The sequence below is a fragment of the Delftia sp. NA_296.1 genome (genome assembly GCF_052692095.1).
Map to the genome: position 1 here is coordinate 132,897 of NZ_JBQZGF010000010.1, position 23,483 is coordinate 156,379.

The window sequence follows — 23,483 nt, forward strand, 5'->3', positions numbered from 1 at the left end:
GGACTCAGGCCATGCGCAGCAAGGTGCCCGGCAGGCGCTGTGCGCCTGCGGGAAGCACGGCCGCTGCCGGGGCCGACTTGATCTGCGGCGCAGCGGGAACGATGGATGCCGGCAGCGGCTTGCGCTGCACCTGGTCCCTGGATGCATCCGCGACGGCCGCGCTCTGCGCCGTCAGGTCGGCCGTCACCTCGCGCAGGCGTGCCGACTGGGCCATGGACGCCTGCACCACATCGCCCATGATGGCCGTGACCTGGTGCGAGGAGTCCACGATCTCCTGCATGGTGCCGCCGGCCTGGCGCACCTGATTGGCGCCCAGTGCCACCTGCTCCACCGAGGTGTGGATGAGCTGCTTGATTTCCTTGGCGGCGGCGGCGCTGTTCTGTGCCAGTGCCCGTACCTCGCCCGCCACCACGGCAAAGCCCCGGCCCTGCTCGCCTGCGCGGGCCGCCTCCACGGCAGCGTTGAGCGCGAGGATATTGGTCTGGAAGGCGATGCCGTCCATCACGCCGATGATGTCGCTGATCTTGCGCGAGCTGGCGCTGATGGACTCCATGGTGCCCATGACCTCGTGCACCGTGCGTCCGCCCTGCTCGGCCACCAGGCAGGCCTGGCGGGCCAGTTCGTTGGCCTGGCCTGCGTGCTCGGCGCTTTCGCTCAGGCCCTGCATGGCCTCGCCCAGGGTCTGCGCGGCCGTGAAGCGGCGCGTGATATCGCGGGCGTACTTGACCACCTTGAACGGCCGGCCATCGGCGTCGAGGATGGGGTTGTAGCTGGCCTCGATCCAGACCTGGCGGCCGTGCTTGCCGATGCGCAGGTACTGGCCCGCATCGTGCTGGCCGCTGGCCAGCTTGCGCCAGAACTGCGCATATTCTGGGCTGTGGCGTTCATGGGGCTGGACGAACATGCTGTGGTGCCGCCCGACGACCTCGTCCAGCGTGTAGCCCATGGCCTGCAGGAACAGGCGGTTGGCATGCAGGATGTTGCCCTGCAGGTCGAACTCGATGATGGCCTGCACCTTGGAGATGGCGGCCAACTGGCCTTCGGCGTCGGCGTTGCGGCGCTGCTGCTCGGTGATGTCGGTGGCGTACTTCACCACCTTGAAGGGCCTGCCATGGCGATCGAAGATGGGGTTGTAGCTTGCCTGCAGCCAGACATCGCGCCCGTCCTTGGCAATGCGGCGGTAGCGCCCCGCGTCGTGGATGCCGCTGCCCAGGCGCTGCCAGAACGCGGTGTATTCAGGCGACTCGCTCATCTGGTGGTCCACGAACATGCGGTGGTGCTGGCCGATGACCTCGTCCTCCTCATAGCCCATGGTGTCCAGGAAGTTCTGGTTGGCGGCCAGCACATGGCCTTGCAGGTCGAACTCGATCACCGCCTGGGACTTGTGTATGGCGGCCAATTGCCCGTCAAGCTCCGCCTTGCGGCGTGCGCCACCGAGGTTCAGGATTCGACTCCATGCTGAGCGCTTCATGGGAATTCCTCTCTCCAAAGCATGCCGGCCGGTGATGCGGGAGCCCGATGCGGGGTGTAAGTGTTACTTTATGTATTTTTATGGAGGCGCAAGCCATTCGTGTATTGATTTTGTCAAACGGAGCCGACTCGCAATAAGCCAAGGGTTTGCCCTTGCTCCGGGCATCGTCTGCCCCTTGGACGGGCGCCGCCCGGGCCGGTGGCATGATGCGGCCATGCCCGCCTGGATAGACACCCATTGCCACCTTGACGCCCCTGAATTCGATGCCGACCGCGATGCCGTGCGCGCGCAGGCGGCCGAGGCAGGCGTTGCGCATCTGGTGATTCCGGCCGTGGCGCGCGAGCACTGGGACGCGGTGGTGGCGCTGGCGCGGCGCCATGGCGACAGCTATGCGCTGGGCATCCATCCGCTGTACACGCCCAATGCCCGCGAGCAGGATATTGCCGCGTTGCGCGAGACGCTGGCGCGGTTGCGCGGCGATGCGCAACTGGTGGCCGTGGGCGAGATCGGCCTGGACTTCTTCGTGCCCGGGCTGGATGCGGACCGGCAGATCTGGTTCTACGAGCAGCAGATCGCGCTGGCGCGCGAGTTCGACCTGCCCGTCATCCTGCATGTGCGCAAATCCAGCGACCGGCTGCTCAAGACCCTGCGCGCGCGGCCTGTGGCGGGCGGCATTGCCCATGCCTTCAACGGCAGCGTGCAGCAGGCCCAGGCCTTCATCGACCGGGGCTTCAAGCTGGGCTTTGGCGGGGCCGTGACCTATGACCGGGCGCTCAAGCTGCGCGAGCTGGCAGCCGCCCTGCCGCTGGATGCGCTGGTGCTGGAAACCGATGCCCCCGACATTCCGCCGCACTGGCTCTACACCACGGCCGGGCAGCGTGCCCAGGGCCAGGCCCAGGGCCGCAACACGCCGGCCGAGCTGGCACGCATTGCGGACGTGATTGCGCAGTTGCGCGGCATCACGCCCCAGGCCCTGGCCGAGGCCACGGGCCGCAACGCGCGTGCCGCGCTGCGAGGCCTGCCCGCCATGGCCTGAACCAGGCTTGAGCGGAACCTGAACCTGAGCGGTCTTGCCGCCCGCTGCCAGCAGCCCGGCGACCGCTGGGCGACAATGCCGGCCATGTCCTTGACCGTTCCCGACCTGCCGCCCCCCGGGGCCCCGCGCTGGCAGGGCCTGGCGCCGGTGGCCGATGCGCGGACCCGGGCCCTTGTGCTGGGCAGCTTTCCGGGCCTGCGATCGCTGCAATTGCAGCAGTACTATGCCCATCCGCAAAACCAGTTCTGGCCCTTGCTCCAGGCCCTGTGGCCCGGGCATCCGCAGCCCGGCCGCGACGACTATGCGGGCCGCTGCGAATGGCTGCTGGCCCGCGGCCTGGGCCTGTGGGACGTGTATGCCAGCTGCGAGCGCGAAGGCAGCCTGGACAGCGCCATCCGCGCGGCCGAGGTGAATGATTTCGTGGCGCTGCGCACGCATTGCCCCCAACTGGCGCTGGCCCTGCACAACGGTGGCGAGAGCTACAAGCATGCCGGCCGCACGCAGGCCCTGGGCCTGGCCGCCGTGAAGCTGCCATCGACCAGCCCGGCCAACGCGAGCTGGAGTTTCGCGCGCAAGGTACAGGCCTGGCGCGAGGCGCTGGCTGCCCATCAATTGCTCTGATTTTTTTGACTGTTCCCGACGTGATACGCAAGACCCGCGGCGCCGCCAAGGCAGCCTCATCCTCTTCCTCCAGCGCCACCACCGCCGCAGACGCCGAGCTGCCCGAAGTCAGCGTCTCCGACGATGGCGATGTGCGCCACCTGCACCTGGGCACGCCCTGGATCCAGGGCTCCATGCGCATACGCGAGCCGTTCGAGATCGAGCTCGAATACGTGCAGCGCATGATGGGCTGGCTGCTGTTCATGGAGCCCGCCAGCGTGGCCGGCCGCCATGCCATGCAGCTGGGCCTGGGCGCGGCCGCCATCACCAAGTTCTGCCACAAGAAGCTGCGCATGCGCACCACGGCCATCGAGCTGAACCCGCAGGTGCTGGCCGTGTGCCGCAGCTGGTTCAAGCTGCCGCCCGACAGCGACACGCTGCGCGTGGTGCTGGCCGATGCGGCCCAGGAAATCCGCAAGAGCCAGTGGCTGGGCACGGTCGATGCGCTGGCCGTTGATCTCTATGACCACGATGCGGCCGCGCCCGTGCTGGACAGCGCCGAGTTCTATGCCGATTGCCGCAATCTGCTGACCGAGGACGGCATCATGACCGTCAACCTGTTCGGCCGCACCTCCAGCTACGAGCGCAGCCTGGCGCGCATGGCCGAAGCCTTTGGAGAAGAGGCCATGTGGGCCTTCCGCCCCACGCGCGAGGGCAACACCGTGGTGCTGGCCCAGCGCACGCCGCGCGCGCTCGACCCCGCCGCGCTGCAGGCTGCCAGCGCCCAGGTGCAGGCCCGATGGGACCTGCCCACGACGCGCTGGCCCAAGATCTTCGTGCGGCCCTGGTAGAGCGGCGCTGGCCGGGCAGGGCGGCCGGCAGGCTTACCATAGGGCGCAGTTCAGCTTCCGGCCCAACGCCATGTCCGATCCGACCTCCACCACGCAGCCCAAACCCGCCGTTGTTCCAAGCAATCCTTCGGGGCCCCTGGACTGGCGCAGGCTGGTGCAGTGGCTGCTGGCCGATGGCGTGATCACGGCCGAAGAGGCCCAGCGCACCGTGGCGCGCTGCTCGCAGGCCGAGAGCACCCAGCACCCGCTGGTCCGGCTGGCCAACGTGGGCGTGGCCCGCGCCGGCGACGGGCGCGCGCTGGACATTGAGGAGCTGACCCAGTACCTGGCAACCCGCAGCGGCCTCGCCTACCTGCGCATCGACCCGCTGCGCGTGGATGCGGGCCGCGTCGGCGAAATCATGAGCGCCAGCTATGCCGAGCGCCACAAGGTGCTGCCCGTGCAGGTATCGCCGCAGGAAGTGGTGGTGGCCACGGCCGAGCCCTTCATCGACGACTGGGTGGCCGAGGTCGAGCGCCAGGCGCGCCGCAAGGTGCGCCGCGTGCTGGCCAGTCCGCTGGACCTCAAGCGCTACACGGGCGAATTCTTTGCGCTGGCCAAATCGGTGCGCGCAGCCGAGAAGGCGGGCGGCGCAGCCAGCGCGGCCAGCTTCGAGCAGCTGGTGGAGCTGGGCAACAGCAGCAAGCAGCTCGACGCCAACGACCAGGGCGTGGTGCGCGTGGTGGACTGGCTGTGGCAATACGCCTTCGACCAGCGCGCCAGCGACATCCACATGGAGCCCCGGCGCGAGCAGGGCGTGATCCGTTTTCGCATCGACGGCGTGCTCCACCCGGTCTACCAGGTGCCCATGGGCGTGCTCAATGCCATGGTCTCGCGCGTGAAGCTGCTGGGGCGCATGGACGTGGTGGAAAAGCGCCGCCCGCAGGATGGCCGCATCAAGACCCGCAACCCGCGCGGTGACGAGGTGGAAATGCGCCTGTCCACGCTGCCCACCGCCTTTGGCGAGAAGCTGGTGATGCGGATCTTCGATCCCGACAACACGGTCAAGGACCTGGATGCACTGGGCTTCACCAGCCATGACGCCCAGCGCTGGAACGAGCTGGTGCGCCGCCCGCACGGCATCATCCTCGTGACCGGGCCCACGGGCTCGGGCAAGACCACCACGCTGTACTCCACGCTCAAGCGGGTGGCCACGGAGGCGGTCAATGTCAGCACCGTGGAAGACCCGATCGAAATGATCGAGCCCAGCTTCAACCAGACCCAGGTGCAGCCTCAGCTGGACTTCGGCTTCACCGAGGGACTGCGCTCGCTGATGCGCCAGGACCCGGACATCATCATGGTGGGCGAAATCCGCGACCTGGCCACCGCCGAAATGGCCGTGCAGGCCGCGCTGACCGGCCACCTGGTGTTCTCCACGCTGCACACCAACGATGCGCCCAGCGCCGTGAGCCGGCTGATGGAGCTGGGCGTGCCGCCCTACCTGATCAATGCCACGTTGCTCGGTGTGCTGGCCCAGCGCCTGGTGCGCACGCTGTGCCCGCAGTGCAAGCAGCGCGACGAGGAGACCTCGGCCGCCACGCTGGCCGAGGCCGTGCGGCCCTGGAAACTGTCAGGCAGCTACCAGCCCTACAAGCCCGTGGGCTGCGTGGAGTGCCGCATGACGGGCTTTCGCGGGCGCATGGGGCTGTATGAGCTGCTGACCGTGAGCGAGGCGCTCAAGCAGCAGGTCCACACCTCGCCGTCCATGGATGCGCTGCGCCGCCAGGCCGTGCAGGACGGCATGCGCCCGCTGCGCCTGGCAGGTGCCCTGCGCGTGGCCGAAGGCGTGACCACGCTGGACGAGGTCATGGCCAGCACGCCCTTGCTGGGATGACGGGCAGTCGATTGGTGGGTTGGAGCGTGAGTGCCTGCTCTTGCGCAGCCCTTTGACATGGATGGATCGGGTGCCCCCTGCTGGCACCCTTTTTCATTCATGCGGGTAGGACATGAGGGTATGCCCTTTGTAGGTGGAATCCACATCCAGACACAGTTTTTCTGAACGCAAAATCGCCGGGTCGTGATTCCGTAAGGAGACATTCTCGTGAAAATCAAGAGTCAGAAAGACTTTTTTTCGGGCGTGATGTTTTTGGTTATCGGCCTCGCTTTTGCGATCGGCGCTACCAACTACACCGTCGGCACCGGTGCCCGCATGGGCCCGGGCTATTTCCCGCTGATCCTGGGTGTGCTGATGTCCATTCTGGGCACGGCCATCTGCTTCACCGGCCTGACCAAGGGTCCTTCGGGCGGTGACAAGATCGGCAAGTGGGCGTGGAAGCAAGTGTTCTTCGTCCTGGCTGCGAACTTCGCGTTCGGCGTACTGCTGGTCGGCGTTCCCAATCTGGGCATTCCCCAGTTCGGTCTGATCGTCGCCATCTACGCGCTGGTGTTCATCGCCAGCCTGGGCGGTCATAGCTTCAAGTTCAAGGAAGTGGCAATTCTGTCCACCGTCCTTGCTGTGGGCAGCTATGTGGCCTTCGTGTGGGCACTGAATCTTCAGTTCCCCGTCTGGCCCAGCTTCATCACCGGTTAAGCAGGAGCATCGTCCGTGGAACTTTTTCAGAACTTGGCGACCGGCTTCGGCGTCGCCTTCACTTTCCAGAACCTGATCTACTGCTTCGTCGGCTGTCTGCTCGGTACGCTCATCGGCGTGCTTCCAGGCATCGGCCCCGTGGCAACGATCGCCATGCTGCTGCCAGCAACCTACGCCCTGCCTCCGGTGGCGGCGCTGATCATGCTGGCCGGTATCTACTACGGTGCGCAGTACGGTGGCTCGACCACCGCCATTTTGGTGAACCTGCCTGGTGAATCCTCGTCCGTGGTGACCGTGATCGACGGCTACCAGATGGCAAGAAAGGGGCGAGCGGGACCCGCTCTCGCTGCCGCAGGCATAGGCTCGTTCTTCGCAGGTTGCGTGGGCACCGTGATCCTGGCCGCCTTCGCGCCTCCGCTGACGGAAGTCGCCTTCAAGTTCGGCCCTGCCGAGTACTTCTCGCTGATGACCCTGGGCCTGATCGGCGCCGTGGTGCTGGCTTCGGGCTCGCTGCTCAAGGCCATTGCCATGATCGTGCTGGGCCTGCTGCTGGGCATGGTCGGCACCGACGTGAACTCCGGTGTTGCCCGCTACAGCTTCGACATTCCCGAGCTGACCGACGGCATCGACTTCGTCGTGATCGCCATGGGTGTGTTCGGCTACGGCGAAATCATTGCCAACCTGTCCAAGCCTGAAGACGAGCGCGAAGTGTTCGCCGCCAAGGTGACGGGCCTGATGCCCACGAAGGAAGACTTCAAGCACATGATTCCGGCCATGCTGCGCGGCACGGCCCTGGGTTCTGCCCTGGGTATCCTGCCCGGTGGCGGTGCCATGCTGTCGGCCTTTGCTGCCTACACGATCGAGAAGAAGACCAAGCTCAAGCCGGGCGAAGTCCCCTTCGGTCAAGGCAACATCCGCGGCGTGTGCGCTCCCGAGTCGGCCAACAACGCCGGTTCGCAGACCTCCTTCATCCCGCTGCTGACGCTGGGCATTCCGCCCAACGCCGTGATGGCGCTGATGGTGGGCGCAATGACCATCCACAACATCCAGCCGGGCCCGCAGGTGATGACCAGCAACCCCGAGCTGTTCTGGGGCCTGATCGCCTCGATGTGGATCGGCAACCTGATGCTGATCGTGCTGAACCTGCCGCTGATCGGCATCTGGATCAAGCTGCTGACCGTGCCCTACCGCTGGCTGTTCCCGTCCATCGTGCTGTTCTGCGCGATCGGCGTGTACGGTACCAACAACAACACCTGGGACGTGTGGATGGTGGGTATCTTCGGCTTCGTGGGCTATGTGTTCCACAAGCTGGGCACCGAACCGGCTCCCTTGCTGCTGGGCTTCATCCTGGGCCCGATGATGGAAGAGAACCTGCGCCGTGCGCTGCTGCTGTCGCGTGGCGACTGGAGCGTGTTCGTGACCCGTCCGATCTCGGCCGGCCTGCTGCTCGCCGCCGTGGTGCTGCTGGTGGTGGTGCTGATGCCTGCAGTGAAGAACAAGCGCGAAGAAGCATTCGTAGAGGATTGATCGCCTCAGCGTTGCAACCATGTTGCTTGACGGCCCTTCGGGGCCGTTTTTTTTTGGTCAACAAGCGATCCCGGTGGAAAGCTGTTGATCCCGGATGCCTGGGAGCCGACGCGCCCGTGACTGCACAATAGCGCGCAGTCTTTCGAGGTCACGATGTCCCCACTACTGTCATCCCAGCACCCGCAGCGCGTGCTGCTGCACAACGAGATCCACGCCCGCCCGGCCGAGGAGATGCAGGCGCCGCTGGCCATCACCCACGTGGTGATGCTCACCGATGCGGCCCAGCGCGAGGCCAGCCGCGCCCATGTGGCCACCCTGCTGCGCAACCACCATCTGCCGCCGCCCGATGCGGCGACCACCCATGTGCTGATCGACCTGGGCGCCTTTCACCTGCGCTGGGAACTGCACACGGAGTTCGTCTGCTGGACCTTCAGCAAGCCCATGTCGCAGGCCGGCATGGACGATGTGCGCGAGCCCGAAGCCGCCATCGACTACGTGCCGCGCGACTGGCTGGCGGCCTTGCCCGGCCAGTGCCTGAGCGGCCTGCACCTGTGGGCCTTGGGGGAGCAGGCAATCAATGAGCCGCATCTGGTGCGCCACCTGCTGCAGGAAGACACGCTGGTGGGTGCGCGCGTGGCCGGCGATGCGGGCAAGGTCTACACCGACTTCGCCATCCATGCCGATGGCTTCTCGCGCATGTTGCTGCTGGCCGGCGAGTCATTGTCGCCACGCCGCCTGGGGCGGCTGGTGCAGCGGCTGCTGGAAATCGAGACCTACCGCATGGCGGCCCTGCTGGGCCTGCCGGCAGCCCGCCAGGCCGCTGCCGTACTGGCCACGGCCGAGCGCGATCTGGCGGCCCTGGCCCATTCCATCCGGCTTGCCGACCGCGATGCCGAGCCGGCACTGCTGGACCGGCTGACACGCCTGGCCGGGCAGGTGGAGAGCGAATACGCCACCACGCATTCGCGCTTTTCCGCCAGCGCGGCCTATTTCGAACTGGTGGACAAGCGCATTCAGGACATCCAGGAATCGCGCATCGACGGCATACAGACCATCCGCGAGTTCATGGACCGGCGCCTGACGCCGGCGCGCAGCACCTGCGAATGGGCAGCGCGGCGGCAGAACGCGCTGTCCGAGCGCGTCTCGCGCGTCAGCAGCCTGCTGCGCACGCGGGTGGAGATCGAGCAGCAGCAAAGCAGCCAGCAGTTGCTGGGCGCCATGAACCAGCGCCAGGACATGCAGTTGAAGTTGCAGTCCACGGTGGAAGGCCTGTCCGTGGCCGCCATCACCTACTACTTCACGGGCCTGATCAGCTATTTGGCCAAGGGCGCCAAGACGCTGGGCTGGCCCTGGTCGCCGGAGAGCACGGCTGCCGTCGCCATTCCCGTGGTGGCACTGGGCGTATGGTGGTCGCTGCGCAGGCTGCACCACAGATTGTTCCGTGGCCAGCACGGGTCCGGCACGCACTGAAGGGAGCTCCCGCTGCCCCGTCCATGCGCCTGTGTTCCCCTGCACCGGCGTTTTCGCGTTTTCACACGTTTGGCGTGAAAGCATCGAAGCCTCGCGCACAATGTGCGCTGCCGTTCTGCAAGGATCGAGCAAGGCTTTTTTTGTTCAGGAGTGAGACATGGATCTGGGAATCGCGGGCAAGTGGGCCCTGGTATGTGGCGCCAGCAAGGGACTGGGCTTTGGCTGTGCCAAGGCGCTGGCGCAAGAGGGCGTGAACCTGGTGATCAATGCGCGCAATCCCGAGGCCCTGCAGGAGGCTGCGGCCAGCCTCGCCGCCCTGGCGCCGCAGGTGAAGGTGCTGGCCGTGGCGGCCGACATCACCACCGAGGAAGGCCGCGCCGCCGTGCTGTCGGCAGCCGGCGGCCCGGGCGTGGATTTCGACATCGTCGTCACCAATGCCGGCGGCCCGCCGCCCGGTGATTTCCGCGACTGGGACCGCGCGGCCTGGCTCAAGGCCGTGGACGCCAACATGCTCACGCCCATCGAGCTGATCAAGGCCACGGTGGACGGCATGGCGGCGCGCGGATTCGGCCGCATCGTCAACATCACCTCCAGCGCCGTGAAGGCGCCCATCGACATCCTGGGCCTGTCCAATGGCGCGCGCAGCGGCCTCACGGGCTTTGTGGCGGGCCTGGCGCGCAGCGGCATCGCGGCCAAGGGCGTGACCATCAACAACCTGCTGCCTGGCAAGTTCGACACCGATCGCCTGCGCACCACCTTCACGGCCGCCGCCAACAAGAGCGGCAAGAGCCTGGACGATGTGCGCCTGGTGCAGCAATCCCAGGTGCCGGCCCGCCGCTTCGGCACGCCCGATGAATTCGGCGCCATCTGCGCCTTCCTGTGCAGCGCGCACGCAGGCTACATGACGGGTCAGAACATCCTGCCCGACGGCGGCCTGTACGCAGGAACCTTCTGATGCGCCGGTGCACTGCCTCCATGAACGGGTCCAGGGCCGGCAAGGCCCGGGAAATGGTCCCTTGCATGGTTGCGCAGTGCCGAGCGGTCCATGGGCAGGTGCAGCCTTGACAGTCCCGTTCCTGCATCGTGGCCAGCGGCCTTGCCGCAGCCTGCCCATTCCAAACGCCATGCAGGGAGCCCGGAGATGACGGGCCAGCCCCATCAGACGGACTGGGCGGCGGCCGACCCCGTCCGCGCGCCCGGCCCGGCAGCGGCCGCAAGCCCTGCGCGCATGCGCCATACCCTGGCGCTGATGCTGGTGCTGCTGACGGTGGCCCTGGCGGCCGCCATGGTCTGGCTGCTCAGCGGCATGCGGACCACGGCGCAGGAAGAGGCTTCGCTGCGCCTGGTGCGCTTTGTGCTGGGCACCGAGGCGGCCATCAGCCGCAGCCTGGAATCCCTGGATGCCCTGGCGCTGGGCGTGGACGAACTGCTGGGTTCGCGCAACCCCGCATCGGCATCGCAGCCGCAACTGCAGGAAATGCTGCACACCATGGTGCGGCAGAACACGCTGGCGCAGCGCGCCTCGGTGCACGATATCCAGGGCCGGGAACTGGCCGCTTCGGGCGATGGCCCGGTCATCGACCTGCCTGCGCAGGCCTGGGAGCGCCTGGCGGGCCAAAGCCGCTCCGAATTGCTGGCAAGTCCACCCTCCGTCGCGCCGCAGGTGCCGGGTGGCGAGCGCATGCTGTACCTTGTGCGGCCCCTGAGCCGGGCGGAGCAGGGCGGCTATGTGCTGATGCAGGTGCCGGCTGCGGCGCTGGGCGCCGTGCTGGCCCAGGGCGGTGTGCTGGACGGCCTGGAGGTCACGCTGGAGCAGGGCAGCGGCGAGCTGCTGCTGTCCATGCCCCAGTATGGCGATGTCGCCGCTGTGCGGCTGCTGCCGACGACGTCGCAGTTGCCGTCCAGCGGCGTCATGCACATGGCCGCACGCCTGAGCCGCGTGCCCGCCCTGGTGGCTGCGCATCCGCTGCCCAAGGGACATCTGTGGGTCACGGCCAGCTTGCCCATGTCCTCCGTGCTGGCCAGCTGGCGCGTGGCTGCCTGGCTGATGGTGCTGGCCGTGATGATCTTCGGCGTGCTGCTGGCCGTGCTGGGCTGGACCGTGCACCGCTACATGGACCGCCTGCATGCCGCGCGGCGCCAGGCCCAGCGGTCCGAGCAGTGGCTGGACCAGGCGCTGGACAGCATGGTCAGCGGCTTTCTGCTGCTGGATTCGCAGCAGCGCGTGCTGCGCTGGAACCGCTGCTACGAGGAAATGTTCCCCTGGCACGCGGACCAGCTGGAGCCTGGGCGGCGCCTGCAATCGCTGCTCGATTCCTGCCCCAGCGCCGTGGGTCTGGCGGCGGCGCCGGCGCAGGCCAACGAGGCCAAGGACCTGCACCGCCAACTGGTGCTGCGCCCTGGCGTGCCCTTTGAGCAGCAACTGCCCAGCGGCCGCTTTGTCCAGATGACGGCACGGCTGGCCGCCGAGGACGGCGTGGTCATCACCTACAACGATGTCACCGATATCCGGCTGGCCACGGCCGAGATCGAGAGCCTTGCCTTCTACGATCCGCTGACCAGCCTGCCCAATCGCCGCCTGCTGCTGGACCGCCTGGCCCAGGCCACGGTGCTGGCCGCACGCGAAGGCTGGACCGGGGCGCTGCTGTTCCTGGACCTGGACCAGTTCAAGATGCTCAACGACACGCTGGGCCACGAAGTGGGCGACCAGCTGCTGCAGCAGGTGGCGCACCGCCTGCGCAGCGCCGTGCGATCTTCGGACACGGTGGCGCGCCTTGGGGGGGATGAGTTCGTGGTCATGCTCTGCGAGCTGTCGCACGAGCCTGCCGAGGCGGCCACGCTGGCCCAGCGCATTGGCGAGAAGATCCTGGCGCGGCTCAACCAGTCCTATGTGCTGGGCGCCCACCTGCACCGCAGTGCCTGCAGCATTGGCGCCACGCTGTTCGGCCGCCAGCCGCAGTCGGCGGCCGAGCTGCTCAAGCAGGCCGACATCGCCATGTACCAGATCAAGGCGCGCAACGGCAGCGGCCTGTGCTTCTTCGATCCGCAGATGCAGGTGGAAATCCACCAGCGCGTGCGCATGGAAGGCGACCTGCGCCAGGCCCTGGCGCAATCCCAGTTCGAGCTGCACTACCAGCCCCAGTTCACGCTGGCCGGCGAGGTCATAGGCGCCGAAGCCCTGCTGCGCTGGCGCCACCCCGAACGCGGCCTGGTGCCGCCCGGCATGTTCATTGCCGTGGCCGAGGAAAGCGAGATCATCGTGCCGCTGGGCATGTGGGTGATCCGCACGGCCTGCGAGCAACTGGCGATCTGGCAAAAGGATGCGCGGCTGCGCCATCTGCAGGTGGCCGTGAATGTCAGTGCCCGCCAGTTCCGGCACCAGGACTTTGCCTCCCAGGTCATCGAGCAGGTGCGCAATGCCGGCATTGCGCCCCATCTGCTCAAGCTGGAGCTGACCGAGTCGCTGGTGATCGAGAACGTGCAGGAGTCCATCGACAAGATGAAGCAGTTGCGCAGCCATGGCGTGTGCTTTTCCATGGACGACTTCGGCACCGGTCACTCCTCGCTGACCTATCTCACCCAGCTGCCGCTGAACCAGCTCAAGATCGACCAGTCCTTCGTGCGCCACCTGGGCTTGCGCCATACCGATGACGTGATCGTGCAGACCATCATCGGCATGGCGCGCAACCTGAACCTGGATGTGATCGCCGAAGGCGTGGAGACCCTGGAGCAGCGCGCCCTGCTCGCGCATTACGGCTGCGAGTATTTCCAGGGCTATCTGTTCAGCCCGCCCGTGCCCATACGCGCGTTCGAGCAGCTGCTGGCCAAGGTGCCCGTGCGCACCGTGGCGCATGGCCTGCCCAAGGCTATGCCCGGCGCGAAGACACCATGATGCCGCCCACGATGAGCGCGAAGGCCAGCCCGTGGTACAGCTGCGGCGTCTGGCCCAGCAGCGGAATGGACAGCAGGGCGGTGAACAGGGGCATCAGATTGCCGAAGAAGCCCGCCACCGCAGGGCTGCTGCGCTGCACGCCCAGGCCCCAGAAGCGATAGGCCAGGATGGCCGGCCCGACGGCGATGAACAGCAGGGCGCCCAGCAGCGGCCACCCTGCCTGAAGGTGAAACCGTCCCGATGCGGCCTCCAGTCCCGTGAACAGGCCGGACCACATCAGGCCGAAGACCATCTGTGCCAGCAGAAAGCCCGACCAGTCCGCGCGCAGCTGTCCTGACACGCTGGTCCTGGACAGCAGCCACGTATAGAAGGCCCACAGGATCGTGGCCAGCACCATGAACAGGTCGCCCGGCACCAGCTGCAGCTGGCGCAATACTTGTGGATCGCCGCGCGACAGCACCACGGCCACGCCCAGCACCGACAGCGCGGCCCCCAGCAACTGGCGGCGGCTCACGGCAATGCCCCAGCAGATGCGGCCCACGGCCAGCATCCACACCGGCATGCTGGAGCCGACCAGGGTGGCGTTCAGCGGGGTCGATGTTTTCAGTGCCAGGTACAGCAGGGCGTTGTAGCAGCCGATGCCCAGCAATCCCAGCAGCGCGAACTGGCGCCACTGCGGCCAGACGGCGCTGTCCCGGCGCAGCACCCATCCCGCCAGCGGCAGCAGCAGCATGAAGGCAATGGCCCAGCGCAGGAAATTCAGCGCGAAGGGCGAGATCAGGTCATGGACCATGCGGCCCACGATGGCATTGCCGGCCCACAGCAGCGGCGGCAGCGTCAGGATGGCGGCGGTGGAAGGCTTCAGCGGCTGGCTCATCGGGATCATCCGGCTTTCGGGCTCGCCACTATAGGCGTTGCGCGCTCTTTGCGCCGGCCATGCGTTGCCGTCTTCCGCGAGGCGGGCCGAAACATGGCACGATGCCGCTCTTGTCGCTTTTTGCAGGAGTGCTCCCATGGGTATTGCAGTGCAGATCCGCCACAACGGCGGCCCCGAAGTCCTGGAGCTGGTGCAGGTCGCCGTGGGCGAGCCCGGGCCAGGCGAGGTACGCATACGTCACCATGCGGTGGGCCTGAACTTCATTGATGTGTACCAGCGCTCCGGCCTGTACTCGCTGCCCATGCCCCTGAGCCTGGGCATGGAAGGCGCAGGCGTGGTCGAGGCCGTGGGGGCCGGCGTGGAGCACCTGGGCGTGGGCGATCGCGTGGCCTATGCCAGCAATCCTCCGGGCAGCTACAGCGAAGTGCGCGTCATGCCCGCCATGTGCGTGTGCCGCCTGCCCGATGCCATTGCGTTCGAGACGGCCGCCGCCATGATGCTCAAGGGCCTGACCGCGCAGTACCTGCTCAAGAAATGCATTCCGGTCGAGGGCCTGGCACCGGGTGATGCCGTGCTGTTCCATGCGGCGGCCGGTGGCGTGGGCCTGATCGCCTGCCAATGGGCCAGGGCACTGGGCCTGCAGCTCATCGCCACTGCGGGTTCGGACGAGAAGTGCGCGCTGGCCCTGGCCAACGGTGCAGCCCATGCCATCAACTACCGCAGCGAGAACTTCGCCGAGCGCGTGCAGGAGATCACGGGCGGCCAGGGTGTGAAGGTGGTCTACGACAGCGTGGGCAAGGACACATGGGAAGGCTCGCTGGCCTGCCTGCGGCGCTTCGGCCTGTTGGTGAGCTTCGGTAACGCCTCGGGCCCCGTGGCGCCTTTCGCTCCTGCCGTGCTGGCGGCCAAGTCGCTGTATGTGACGCGCCAGACCCTGTTCTCCCACATCACCAGCCGCGAGGCCACCCAGGCGATGGCCGACGATTTGTTCGCCGTGGTGGAAAGCGGTGCCGTGAAGATCCATATCGACCAGCGCTATCCACTGGCCGAGGTGCGCCAGGCCCACCTGGACCTGGAGGCGCGCAAGACCACGGGCTCCACCATCCTGCTGCCATGAGTGTGTCAAAGCACCTTGCCGACCCGGCCGTGCAGGCCTGGCTGTGCCGCCTGCGCGCCGACACGCGCCAGCCCGCGCTGCAGCCGCGCCGGCCGTTGCTGGTGGCGGGGCAGGAGACAGGTTCGCTGGAAGACGGCCTGGCCGCGCTGCTGCCGGACGATGTGATGGAGGCCCACGGCGTGGCACTGCGCCTGCAGGCCGGTCAATGGCATCTGCAAGGCCAGGGCGATGCCACGGTCCTGCTCAATGCCCTGGCCCGGGTGCTGCGTGCCACGGGCCACAGCGGCCCCTGGCGCGATGAGCAACTGGCCGTGTGCAACGTCCAGGGCCAGCGCATTGCCACCGTGGAGCGCGGCGCCGTGCGCCCGCTGGGCATTGCCACCCAGGCCGTGCATCTGGTGGGCGAGACGGCCGATGGCCGCATCTGGGTGCAGCAGCGCGCCGACAACAAGCCCACCAACCCCGGCATGTGGGACACGCTGATGGGCGGCATGGTGGCCGCGTGCGATACCGTGGCCGAGGCCGTGGAGCGTGAAACCTGGGAAGAGGCCGGCCTGCGCGTGGCCCAGCTGCAGGGCCTGCGCCATGGCGGCCATGTGCTGTTCGAGCGCCCCAGTGACGAGGCCGAGGGCCGGGGCTTCATGCGCGAGCGCATCGACTGGTTCAGCGCCACCGTGCCGCCGGCGCTGGAGCCCGGCAACCAGGATGGCGAGGTCCAGGCTTTTGCGCTGATCGAGCGCGACCAGCTTGTCGAATGGCTGCTGCAGGGCCGCTTCACGCCCGAGGCCGCCCAGGTGCTGGCGGCCTGGCTGGGCTGGTGAAACGCTTCAGCGCGCCGTCTTGTTCAGTGCCGATTCCTTGAGCCGGCTGGGCGCCAGGGCGCCGGCCGATTCGAGGATGGGGTAGGCCACCGAGCACAGCAGCGAGTTGATGCGCTTGAGGTCACTGATCAGGTCGATGTGCAGCGAGCTGGTCTCTATGCTGGAGACGGTGTTGTCGGACAGGCGCGCCAGGTGGGTGGCCGAGTAGGCCAGCTCCAGGTCGCGGAAACGCGCCTTTTCCTCCAGCAGCTTCTGCGCCTCGCGCACGTTGCCGTTGAGGAACACGCTCATTGCCAGGCGCAGGTTGTCCAGCAGGTGGTGCAGCAGCTCGCGGATCTCCTGCGTGCCGGCCTCGGAGAACTGACGGCCCTTTTTGATCTTCTTGTCCTCGATGTCCAGCAGCACGCGCTCGATGATGTCGCCGATCTGCTCCATGTTGATGGTGAAGCTGATGATTTCCGTCCAGCGCTGGCCCTCGCGCTCGTCCAGTTCGGCGCGCGAGATCTTGGTCATGTAGTACTTGATGGCCGAGTACAGATCGTCCACCGTGCCTTCAAGCTCGCGCAGTTCCTGGGACAGCTTGAGGTCGTCGGTCTCCAGCACGCGCTGCATGCCGATCAGCATGGACTCGACCATGTCGGCCTGGTGCAGGGCCTCGCGCGCGGCGCAGGAAATGGCCAGCGACGGCGTGCTCAGCGCCGAGGGGTCGAGGTGGCGCGGGCGCAGCAGGCTGGTGGAGCTGGCCTCGGGCTTGGGCAGCAGGGCCGTCACCCAGCGCGCCACGGTCTGCGTCAGGCCGATGAAGCACAGGCTGTTGAAGATGTTGAAGGCCAGGTGGAACAGCACGATGTTCTGGCCCTTGCCGTCGATCATCGGCATCACGTAGGTGGCCCACAGCCCCAGGAAGGGCGCGACGATGGCCACCCCCATGATCTTGAACAGCATGTTGCCGATGGTGACCTGGCGCACTTCGGTGCTGGACTTGGCCGTGGTCAGCACGGCCACCAGGCCGCTGCCGATATTGGCGCCCAGCGTCAGGCCCAGCGCCACTTCCATGGGAATCGCGCCCGAGCTGGCCATGGCCGCGATCAGTAGCACGATGGCCAGGCTGGAATAGGCCATCACGGCCAGCAGCGCACCCAGCAGCAACTCCATGAAGATATCGCTGGTGACCGAGCCCAGCAGGGTGCGCACGGCGGGGGCTTCCAGCAGCGGCTCGGTGGCCTCGACCACCAGGCGCAGGGCCAGCAGCATCACGCCCAGGCCGATCAGCACGCGGCCTATGCGCCCGGCCGTGGTGTCCTGGCGCGTGATGAACAGCACCACGCCCACGAAGATGAACAGCGGCGACAGCCAGGACAGGTCGGTGGAGAACAGCACGGCCATCAGCGCCGTGCCCACGTCGGCGCCGCGCATCACGGCCAGCGCGGCCGGCAGCGAGATCAGGCCCTGGCCCACGAAGGCCGAGGTCATCAGCGAGGTGGCCGTGCTCGACTGCACCAGCGCAGTCACACCCAAGCCCGACAGCGCAGCCGAGAAACGGTTGCTCATGCTGTGGGCGAGCAGGTCGCGCAGGTTGGCGCCGAACACCCGCAGCACGCCGGTGCGGACCATGTGCGTGCCCCAGACCAGCAGGGCGATGGCGGCCAGTAGATTGAGTAAGTGCTTCATGTGCTGTGAGCGGAGAAGCGGACCAATATAACCCCGGTCCCGGCTTGCGCGCAGGAGAGTCGGCCGCATGAGCGCACAGTTTGGTGCGAAATAAAGAAAATTGTAGAAATAAAACGAATCAAAAAGAATTTCGGTTGACCAAAAACGCACTCAGGAAAACCCGAGGAGAAAGCCCGTCGGCACGCAGTTGGCGGCAGCCTCCATGAAAAAGCCCCTCGCAGGAGGGGCTGGGCTGGCTGTCGTGGCGTGCGCCGCGGCGGGGATCAGGTTCTTTTGGCCCGCCGTGCGCGCAGCACCTCGTCCAGGATCAGCAGGCCCGCGCCCACGCTGATGGCGATGTCGGCGGCATTGAAGGCCGGAAAGTGCGAACGGCCCCAGTAGAAGTCCAGGAAGTCCACCACGTAGCCGTGCTGCAGGCGGTCCACCACGTTGCCGATGGCGCCGCCCAGGATGCTGGCCAGCGAGAAGCAAAACAGCTTCTGCCCCGGATGCTTGCGCAACTGCCAGACGATGAGCAGCGTGGCCGCCACGCCGATGCCCACGAACAGCCAGCGCTGCCAGCCGCCCGCTCCGGCCAGGAACGAGAAGGCCGCGCCCGTGTTGTGGGCCCGCACGATGTTGAAGAAGCCCGTGATCGGCGTCCAGTCGCCCAGCTGGTAGGCACCAAGGATCCACTGCTTGGTGAGCTGGTCGATGGCGATGATCGCCAGCGACCAGGCCAGCCAGGGCCAGATGCGGCTGTTGCGGGATTCGGGGACCGCAGCAAAGGTAGGGGTCATGGCAGCGCCTCAGGGGTTGATTACGCCTTGTGGCGCTCTTCGCCAGCACCGTGCAGGTTGCTGTCGCAACGGCCGCACAGGCTGGGGTGCTCGGGGTTGATGCCCACGTCGGCGCGGTAGTGCCAGCAGCGGTCGCATTTTGCGTGGCTGCTGGGTGTGACGGCGGCCTGCAGTGCCTCGCCTGCCAGGGCCTCGGCCGCCGAGGTGATGAAGACGAACTTCAGGTCGTCGCCCAGGCTTTGCAGCAGGGCCAGGTCTTCGGGCTGGGCGGAGACACTGACTTCGGCCTGCAGCGAGGAGCCGACCCGGCCTTCGGTGCGCACGGCCTCGATATCCTTGTTCACCACGTCGCGGATCTCGCGCAGGCGCGCCCACTTGGCCAGCAGGGCCTCGTCACCGGCCGGCAGGTCGGTGTAGGTTTCCAGGAAGATGGACTCGCTGTCGCCGAAGACCTTCCAGGCCTCTTCGGCCGTGAAGGACAGGAAGGGCGCCATCCAGCGCAGCATGGCATGCGTGATCTGGTGCAGGGCGGTCTGGGCGCTGCGGCGGGCCAGGCTCTTGGGCGCGCTGGTGTACAGGCGGTCCTTGAGCACGTCCAGGTAGAAGCCGCCCAGGTCTTCCGAGCAGAACAGCTGCAGCTTGGCCACCACGGGGTGGAATTCATAGACCTTGTAGTGGGCCAGCAGCTCGGCCTGGAACTGGGCCGCGCGGGCCAGGGCCCAGCGGTCGATTTCCAGCAGCTCTTCGGTGGGAACCGAGTCCTGCGCAGCATCGAAGTCGCTGACGTTGGCCAGCAGGAAGCGCAGCGTGTTGCGGATGCGGCGGTAGGCATCCACCACGCGGGCCAGGATCTTGTCGTCGATGCCCAGGTCGCCCGAGTAGTCGGTCGAGGCCACCCACAGGCGGATGATCTCGGCGCCCATCTTGTTGCTCACGTCCTGCGGGGCGACGGTGTTGCCCAGCGACTTGGACATCTTCTTGCCCTGGCCGTCCACGGTGAAGCCGTGCGTCAGCAGGCCGCGGTAGGGCGCGCGACCGAAGATGGCCGAGGCCAGCAGCAGCGACGAATGGAACCAGCCGCGGTGCTGGTCATGGCCTTCCAGGTAGAGGTCGGCCTCGGGGCCCTGGTCGTGGTGCATGTCGGCGTGCGTGCCGCGCATCACGTGCCAGAAGGTGGAGCCCGAGTCGAACCAGACTTCGAGGATGTCGGTGCTCTTGGTGTAGTGCACGGCCTCCTCGGCGCCCAGGATGTCCTCGGCCGTCACGCGGCTCCAGGCCTCGATGCCGCCCTGCTCGACCATGGCGGCCGCCTGGTCGATGATCTCCATGGTGCGCGGGTGCAGCTCGCCGCTGTCCTTGTGCAGGAAGAAGGGCAGGGGCACGCCCCAGCTGCGCTGGCGCGAGATGCACCAGTCGGGGCGGCCGGCGATCATGTCGCGCAGGCGGGTCTTGCCGTTCTCCGGGTAGAACTGGGTGTGCTCGATGGCTTCCAGTGCGATCTGGCGCAGCGTCTGCGCGGGCTTGTCGCCGGGCTTGGTGAACACGCCCTCGCCCTCGTCCATGCGGATGAACCACTGGGCTGCGGCGCGGTAGATCACGGGCGTCTTGTGGCGCCAGCAGTGCGGGTAGCTGTGGGTGATGGTCTTGGTGTCCATCAGGCGGCCGGCCAGCTTGAGCGCGTCGATGATGGCGGGCGTGGCCTTCCAGATGTGCTGGCCGCCGAACAGCGGCAGCTCGGGTGCGTAGACGCCGTTGCCCTGCACGGGGCTCAGGATGTCTTCGCGCGTCATGCCGTTGTTCATGCAGCTGTTGAAGTCGTCCACGCCATAGGCGGGGGCCGAGTGCACGATGCCGGTGCCGTCATCGGCCGTGGCGTAGTCGGCCAGGAACACGGGCGAGACGCGGTCGAAGCCCTTGTCCATATCGGCCAGCGGGTGCTTGAACTGCAGGTGGTCCAGCTTCCTGCCCACGGCGGTGGCGACGACCTGGCCTTCGAGCTTCCAGCGTGCCAGGCATTTCTCGACCAGGGCCGAGGCCACGATCAGCAGGCCGCGCTCGGTGTCCACCAGGCTGTATTCCAGCTCGGGGTTGACGTTGAGCGCCTGGTTGGCGGGGATGGTCCAGGCCGTCGTCGTCCAGATGACGATGAAGGCTGGCTTGGCCAGCGAGGGCAGGCCGAAGGCGGCCGCCAGCCTGTCGGGCTCGGCCGTGGGGAACATCACGTCCAGCGTCTGGCTTTGCTTGTCGGCGTATTCGATCTCGAACTCGGCCAGCGAGGAGCCGCAGTCAAAGCACCAGTACACGGGCTTGAGGCCGCGGTAGACGAAGCCGCGCTCCATGACGCGCTTGAGGGCGCGCAGCTCGGCGGCCTCGTTGGCGTAGTTCATGGTCTTGTAGGGATGGTCCCAGTCGCCGAGCACGCCCAGGCGCTTGAAGTCCACCATCTGCTGGGCGATCTGCTCGGTGGCGAAGGCGCGGCTCTTGGCCTGCATCTCGTCGCGCGGCAGGTTGCGGCCATGCAGCTTTTCGATGGCGTTCTCGATGGGCAGGCCGTGGCAGTCCCAGCCCGGCACGTACAGCGCGTCGAAGCCTTCGAGCTGGCGGCTCTTGACGATCATGTCCTTGAGCGCCTTGTTCACCGCGTGGCCGATGTGGATCTTGCCGTTGGCGTAGGGCGGGCCGTCATGCAGGATGAACTTGGGCGCACCGTGGCGCGCATCGCGCAGCTTCTTGTAGAGCCCCTTGTCCTCCCATTCCTGGACCCAGCCCGGCTCGCGCTTGGGCAGGTCGCCGCGCATGGGGAAGGGCGTGTCGGGCATGTTCAGCGTGGCGCGATAGCCCGCATTGGCGTTGGGGGAGACTTTCGAATCAGACATGGAGAACCTTGAAAGCAGGCCAGAGCCCGGACCGTCTGGTCCAGGCACGGAAAAAGGGGAGGAAAGCCTGGTGCGCACCCGCGCCCGGGCAGGTGACGGAGAGCGTCAAATTCGGTCGCGCGTGGTCTGGCGACGGGTCTCGGTGTAGATGGGCGTGTGGATGGTGGCGAAGAACGCGCGCGCGTCATCGCAGTCCTTGGCGATGCCGGCGGTGAGGGCGTCGAGACTGTCGTACTTCAGCTCGTCGTGCAGTTTGTGCAGAAGTTCCACGCGGATGATTTTACCGTAGGCCTCTTCGCCTCCCGGCGCGCCGGGCCAATCGAGGCAATGCGTCTCCAGCAGGACGCGCCCGCCGTTGACATCCGTCGGGTCCAGGGAAGGGCGCACGCCGAGGTTGGCCACACCGCGCAGCGGTCGTTCATTCAGGCCATGGACCAGCACGGCGAAGATGCCGCTGGCCGCAGGCTTCCAGTGGTTGAAGCGCAGGTTCAGCGTGCGAAAGCCGTCGCCCGCGCCTTGGCGGCTCTCGGCCAGGCTGCGGCCCAGCTTGCGGCCGTGCACCACATGGCCGGAGATGGTGTAGGGATGGCCCAGCAGCCGCGCGGCGTCCTGCATGCGCCCCTCGGCCAGGGCTGCGCGCACATGGGTGCTGGACACGCGCAGACCGTGCACTTCGTAGCTGTTCATGCGGGCCACGTCAAAGCCCTGGCGCTGGCCCGCCGCATCCAGCATGGCGTAGTCGCCCGCACGCTGGGTGCCGAAGCGGAAGTCGTCGCCAACCAGCACGTATTTCGCGCCTAGGCCCGCCACCAGCACTTCGTCGATGAAGGCCTGCGGCGACTGGCTGGCCAGCGTCTGGTTGAAGGGCAGCACCACGGTCTGGTCCACGCCGCAGCGCTCCAGCTCCGACAGCTTGTCGCGCAGCGTGCCTATGCGCGCCGGCGCGATTTCAGGCCGTCCCAGGGTCTGGGCGAAATAGTCGCGCGGGTGGGGCTCGAAGGTCAGTACGCAGGTGGGCACGCCGCGCTGTGCAGCTTCGGCCGACAGCAGGGCCAGCATGGCCTGGTGGCCGCGATGGACACCATCGAAATTGCCGATGGTGACGGCACAGGCCGATTCCCGCCCTGGATGGTTGAAGCCTCGAAAAATCTTCATGGGACGCTTTGTTTTCAATAGCGGCTGGCACGCGCGCAGCCAGCTCAGGCTGTCAATCCGACATGGAAACAGAGTATATTGCCTCGATAAGGCCTGCCTTGCAGGCCCTGTGCACTGGCTGCATTCCCGTTCACTTTGGTGTCAGAGGAGGCGTGTCGTGAAGGTCTTGAAGCTGTCGGCCCAAGGGCTGCCCCAATCCTGGATCACGCTGGAGCAGGCGGCGCTGCATTACGCGGCGGACGATGTGCGCTGGGAGTCCGGCGGAGAGGTCGCCTGTTTCCGCGGTGGTCACAATGCCGTCACGGGCTGCCAGTCGGTCATCCACATCAACAGCATCATCGGCACGCGCGGGGCACCTGCCATCAATCCGCACAGCCTGCAGCCCGGCTTGACCAATGGCAAGCTGTTCGCACGCGACCGCTGCATCTGCGCCTATTGCGGCAGGGTCTTTCATGAAAACGACCTCACGCGCGAGCACATCGTGCCCATCTCTGCAGGGGGAGGCCACCAGTGGATGAACCTGGTGACGGCCTGCCGCTCCTGCAATCACCGCAAGGGTGCCCGCACGCCCGAGCAGGCGCGCATGCCGCTGCTCTACACGCCCTATGTACCCAGCCTCTGGGAAGACTTCATCCTGCGCAACCGGCGGATCCTGGCCGATCAGATGGAGTTTCTGCTGCTGCACGTGCCCCGGAGTTCGCGCTGGGCACGGGACGGCTTCGCCGAGGGCGGTGGTGCGCCCACGCACGAGGTGGCGTGGGCTTGATGGCC

Annotated in this window: 18 protein-coding genes; 12 read left to right on the forward strand and 6 right to left on the reverse strand. The window is 67.0% G+C overall.

From position 1 onward, the window contains the following. Positions 1-4: 4 nt before the first annotated feature. Positions 5-1,471 carry a methyl-accepting chemotaxis protein gene (locus ACUTR7_RS23055; RefSeq protein WP_445609902.1) on the reverse strand — a complete coding sequence of 489 codons (1,467 nt, stop codon included), beginning with the start codon at positions 1,469-1,471 and terminating at the stop codon, positions 5-7. Between the two features lie 214 nt (positions 1,472-1,685). Between ACUTR7_RS23055 and ACUTR7_RS23060 the strand changes: the two genes are divergently transcribed. From ACUTR7_RS23060 to ACUTR7_RS23100, 9 genes are all read left to right on the forward strand, one after another. Next, positions 1,686-2,507 (forward strand): TatD family hydrolase, encoded by an 822-nt coding sequence (locus tag ACUTR7_RS23060; RefSeq protein WP_445609903.1) that lies wholly within the window; start codon positions 1,686-1,688, stop codon positions 2,505-2,507. Positions 2,508-2,582: 75 nt separating this feature from the next. After that, on the forward strand, positions 2,583-3,128 hold the full coding sequence (locus tag ACUTR7_RS23065; RefSeq protein WP_012207195.1) for a DNA-deoxyinosine glycosylase: 546 nt from the start codon (positions 2,583-2,585) through the stop codon (positions 3,126-3,128). A gap of 20 nt (positions 3,129-3,148) precedes the next feature. Beyond that, on the forward strand, positions 3,149-3,958 hold the full coding sequence (locus tag ACUTR7_RS23070) for a spermidine synthase (protein WP_043825021.1): 810 nt from the start codon (positions 3,149-3,151) through the stop codon (positions 3,956-3,958). A 70-nt stretch (positions 3,959-4,028) separates the two neighbouring features. Further along, positions 4,029-5,831: a GspE/PulE family protein gene (locus ACUTR7_RS23075; RefSeq protein ID WP_097201497.1), complete on the forward strand. Its 1,803-nt coding sequence runs from the start codon at positions 4,029-4,031 to the stop codon at positions 5,829-5,831. A gap of 207 nt (positions 5,832-6,038) precedes the next feature. Beyond that, positions 6,039-6,527 (forward strand): tripartite tricarboxylate transporter TctB family protein, encoded by a 489-nt coding sequence (locus ACUTR7_RS23080; RefSeq protein ID WP_013800891.1) that lies wholly within the window; start codon positions 6,039-6,041, stop codon positions 6,525-6,527. 15 nt (positions 6,528-6,542) lie between these two features. Beyond that, positions 6,543-8,054, forward strand: coding sequence for a tripartite tricarboxylate transporter permease (locus ACUTR7_RS23085; protein WP_012207191.1), 1,512 nt, complete (start codon positions 6,543-6,545; stop codon positions 8,052-8,054). 153 nt (positions 8,055-8,207) lie between these two features. Continuing rightward, on the forward strand, positions 8,208-9,524 hold the full coding sequence (locus ACUTR7_RS23090) for a DUF3422 family protein (RefSeq protein ID WP_315532178.1): 1,317 nt from the start codon (positions 8,208-8,210) through the stop codon (positions 9,522-9,524). 157 nt (positions 9,525-9,681) lie between these two features. Beyond that, on the forward strand, positions 9,682-10,479 hold the full coding sequence (locus ACUTR7_RS23095; RefSeq protein WP_013800893.1) for an SDR family oxidoreductase: 798 nt from the start codon (positions 9,682-9,684) through the stop codon (positions 10,477-10,479). Between the two features lie 186 nt (positions 10,480-10,665). Continuing rightward, positions 10,666-13,416, forward strand: coding sequence for a bifunctional diguanylate cyclase/phosphodiesterase (locus tag ACUTR7_RS23100; RefSeq protein ID WP_445609904.1), 2,751 nt, complete (start codon positions 10,666-10,668; stop codon positions 13,414-13,416). Here the strand turns inward: ACUTR7_RS23100 and ACUTR7_RS23105 are convergent. After that, the gene (locus ACUTR7_RS23105; protein WP_012207187.1) at positions 13,391-14,293 is read right to left on the reverse strand and encodes a DMT family transporter; all 903 of its coding nucleotides are present in this window, start codon (positions 14,291-14,293) and stop codon (positions 13,391-13,393) included. The two genes, ACUTR7_RS23100 and ACUTR7_RS23105, sit on opposite strands and share 26 nt — an antisense overlap. Before the next feature lie 136 nt (positions 14,294-14,429). Here ACUTR7_RS23105 and ACUTR7_RS23110 point away from each other — a divergent pair, with 136 nt between their 5' ends. Together ACUTR7_RS23110 and ACUTR7_RS23115 are read left to right on the forward strand one after the other, a co-directional pair. Beyond that, complete coding sequence (locus ACUTR7_RS23110; protein WP_034396808.1) at positions 14,430-15,410, forward strand: quinone oxidoreductase family protein; 981 nt, start codon at positions 14,430-14,432, stop codon at positions 15,408-15,410. Further along, a complete protein-coding gene (locus ACUTR7_RS23115; protein WP_445609905.1) occupies positions 15,407-16,231 on the forward strand; it encodes an NUDIX hydrolase in 825 nt (274 codons plus the stop codon). Before ACUTR7_RS23110 ends, ACUTR7_RS23115 begins: the two co-directional genes overlap by 4 nt. A gap of 6 nt (positions 16,232-16,237) precedes the next feature. Here ACUTR7_RS23115 and ACUTR7_RS23120 read toward each other — a convergent pair whose 3' ends face one another. The 4 genes from ACUTR7_RS23120 to ACUTR7_RS23135 all read right to left on the reverse strand — a co-directional run bounded on the left by ACUTR7_RS23120 (position 16,238) and on the right by ACUTR7_RS23135 (position 22,712). Continuing rightward, on the reverse strand, positions 16,238-17,902 hold the full coding sequence (locus tag ACUTR7_RS23120) for a Na/Pi cotransporter family protein (protein WP_013800898.1): 1,665 nt from the start codon (positions 17,900-17,902) through the stop codon (positions 16,238-16,240). Positions 17,903-18,165: 263 nt separating this feature from the next. Further along, positions 18,166-18,681, reverse strand: coding sequence for a signal peptidase II (gene lspA, locus ACUTR7_RS23125; RefSeq protein ID WP_013800899.1), 516 nt, complete (start codon positions 18,679-18,681; stop codon positions 18,166-18,168). A 20-nt stretch (positions 18,682-18,701) separates the two neighbouring features. After that, complete coding sequence (ileS, locus tag ACUTR7_RS23130; protein WP_063328189.1) at positions 18,702-21,557, reverse strand: isoleucine--tRNA ligase; 2,856 nt, start codon at positions 21,555-21,557, stop codon at positions 18,702-18,704. 105 nt (positions 21,558-21,662) lie between these two features. Then, positions 21,663-22,712, reverse strand: coding sequence for a bifunctional riboflavin kinase/FAD synthetase (locus tag ACUTR7_RS23135; RefSeq protein WP_012207181.1), 1,050 nt, complete (start codon positions 22,710-22,712; stop codon positions 21,663-21,665). Positions 22,713-22,869: 157 nt separating this feature from the next. Here ACUTR7_RS23135 and ACUTR7_RS23140 point away from each other — a divergent pair, with 157 nt between their 5' ends. Continuing rightward, entirely contained in the window at positions 22,870-23,478 is a 609-nt protein-coding gene (locus ACUTR7_RS23140) for an HNH endonuclease (RefSeq protein ID WP_097201504.1), read from the forward strand. Positions 23,479-23,483: the final 5 nt, after the last annotated feature.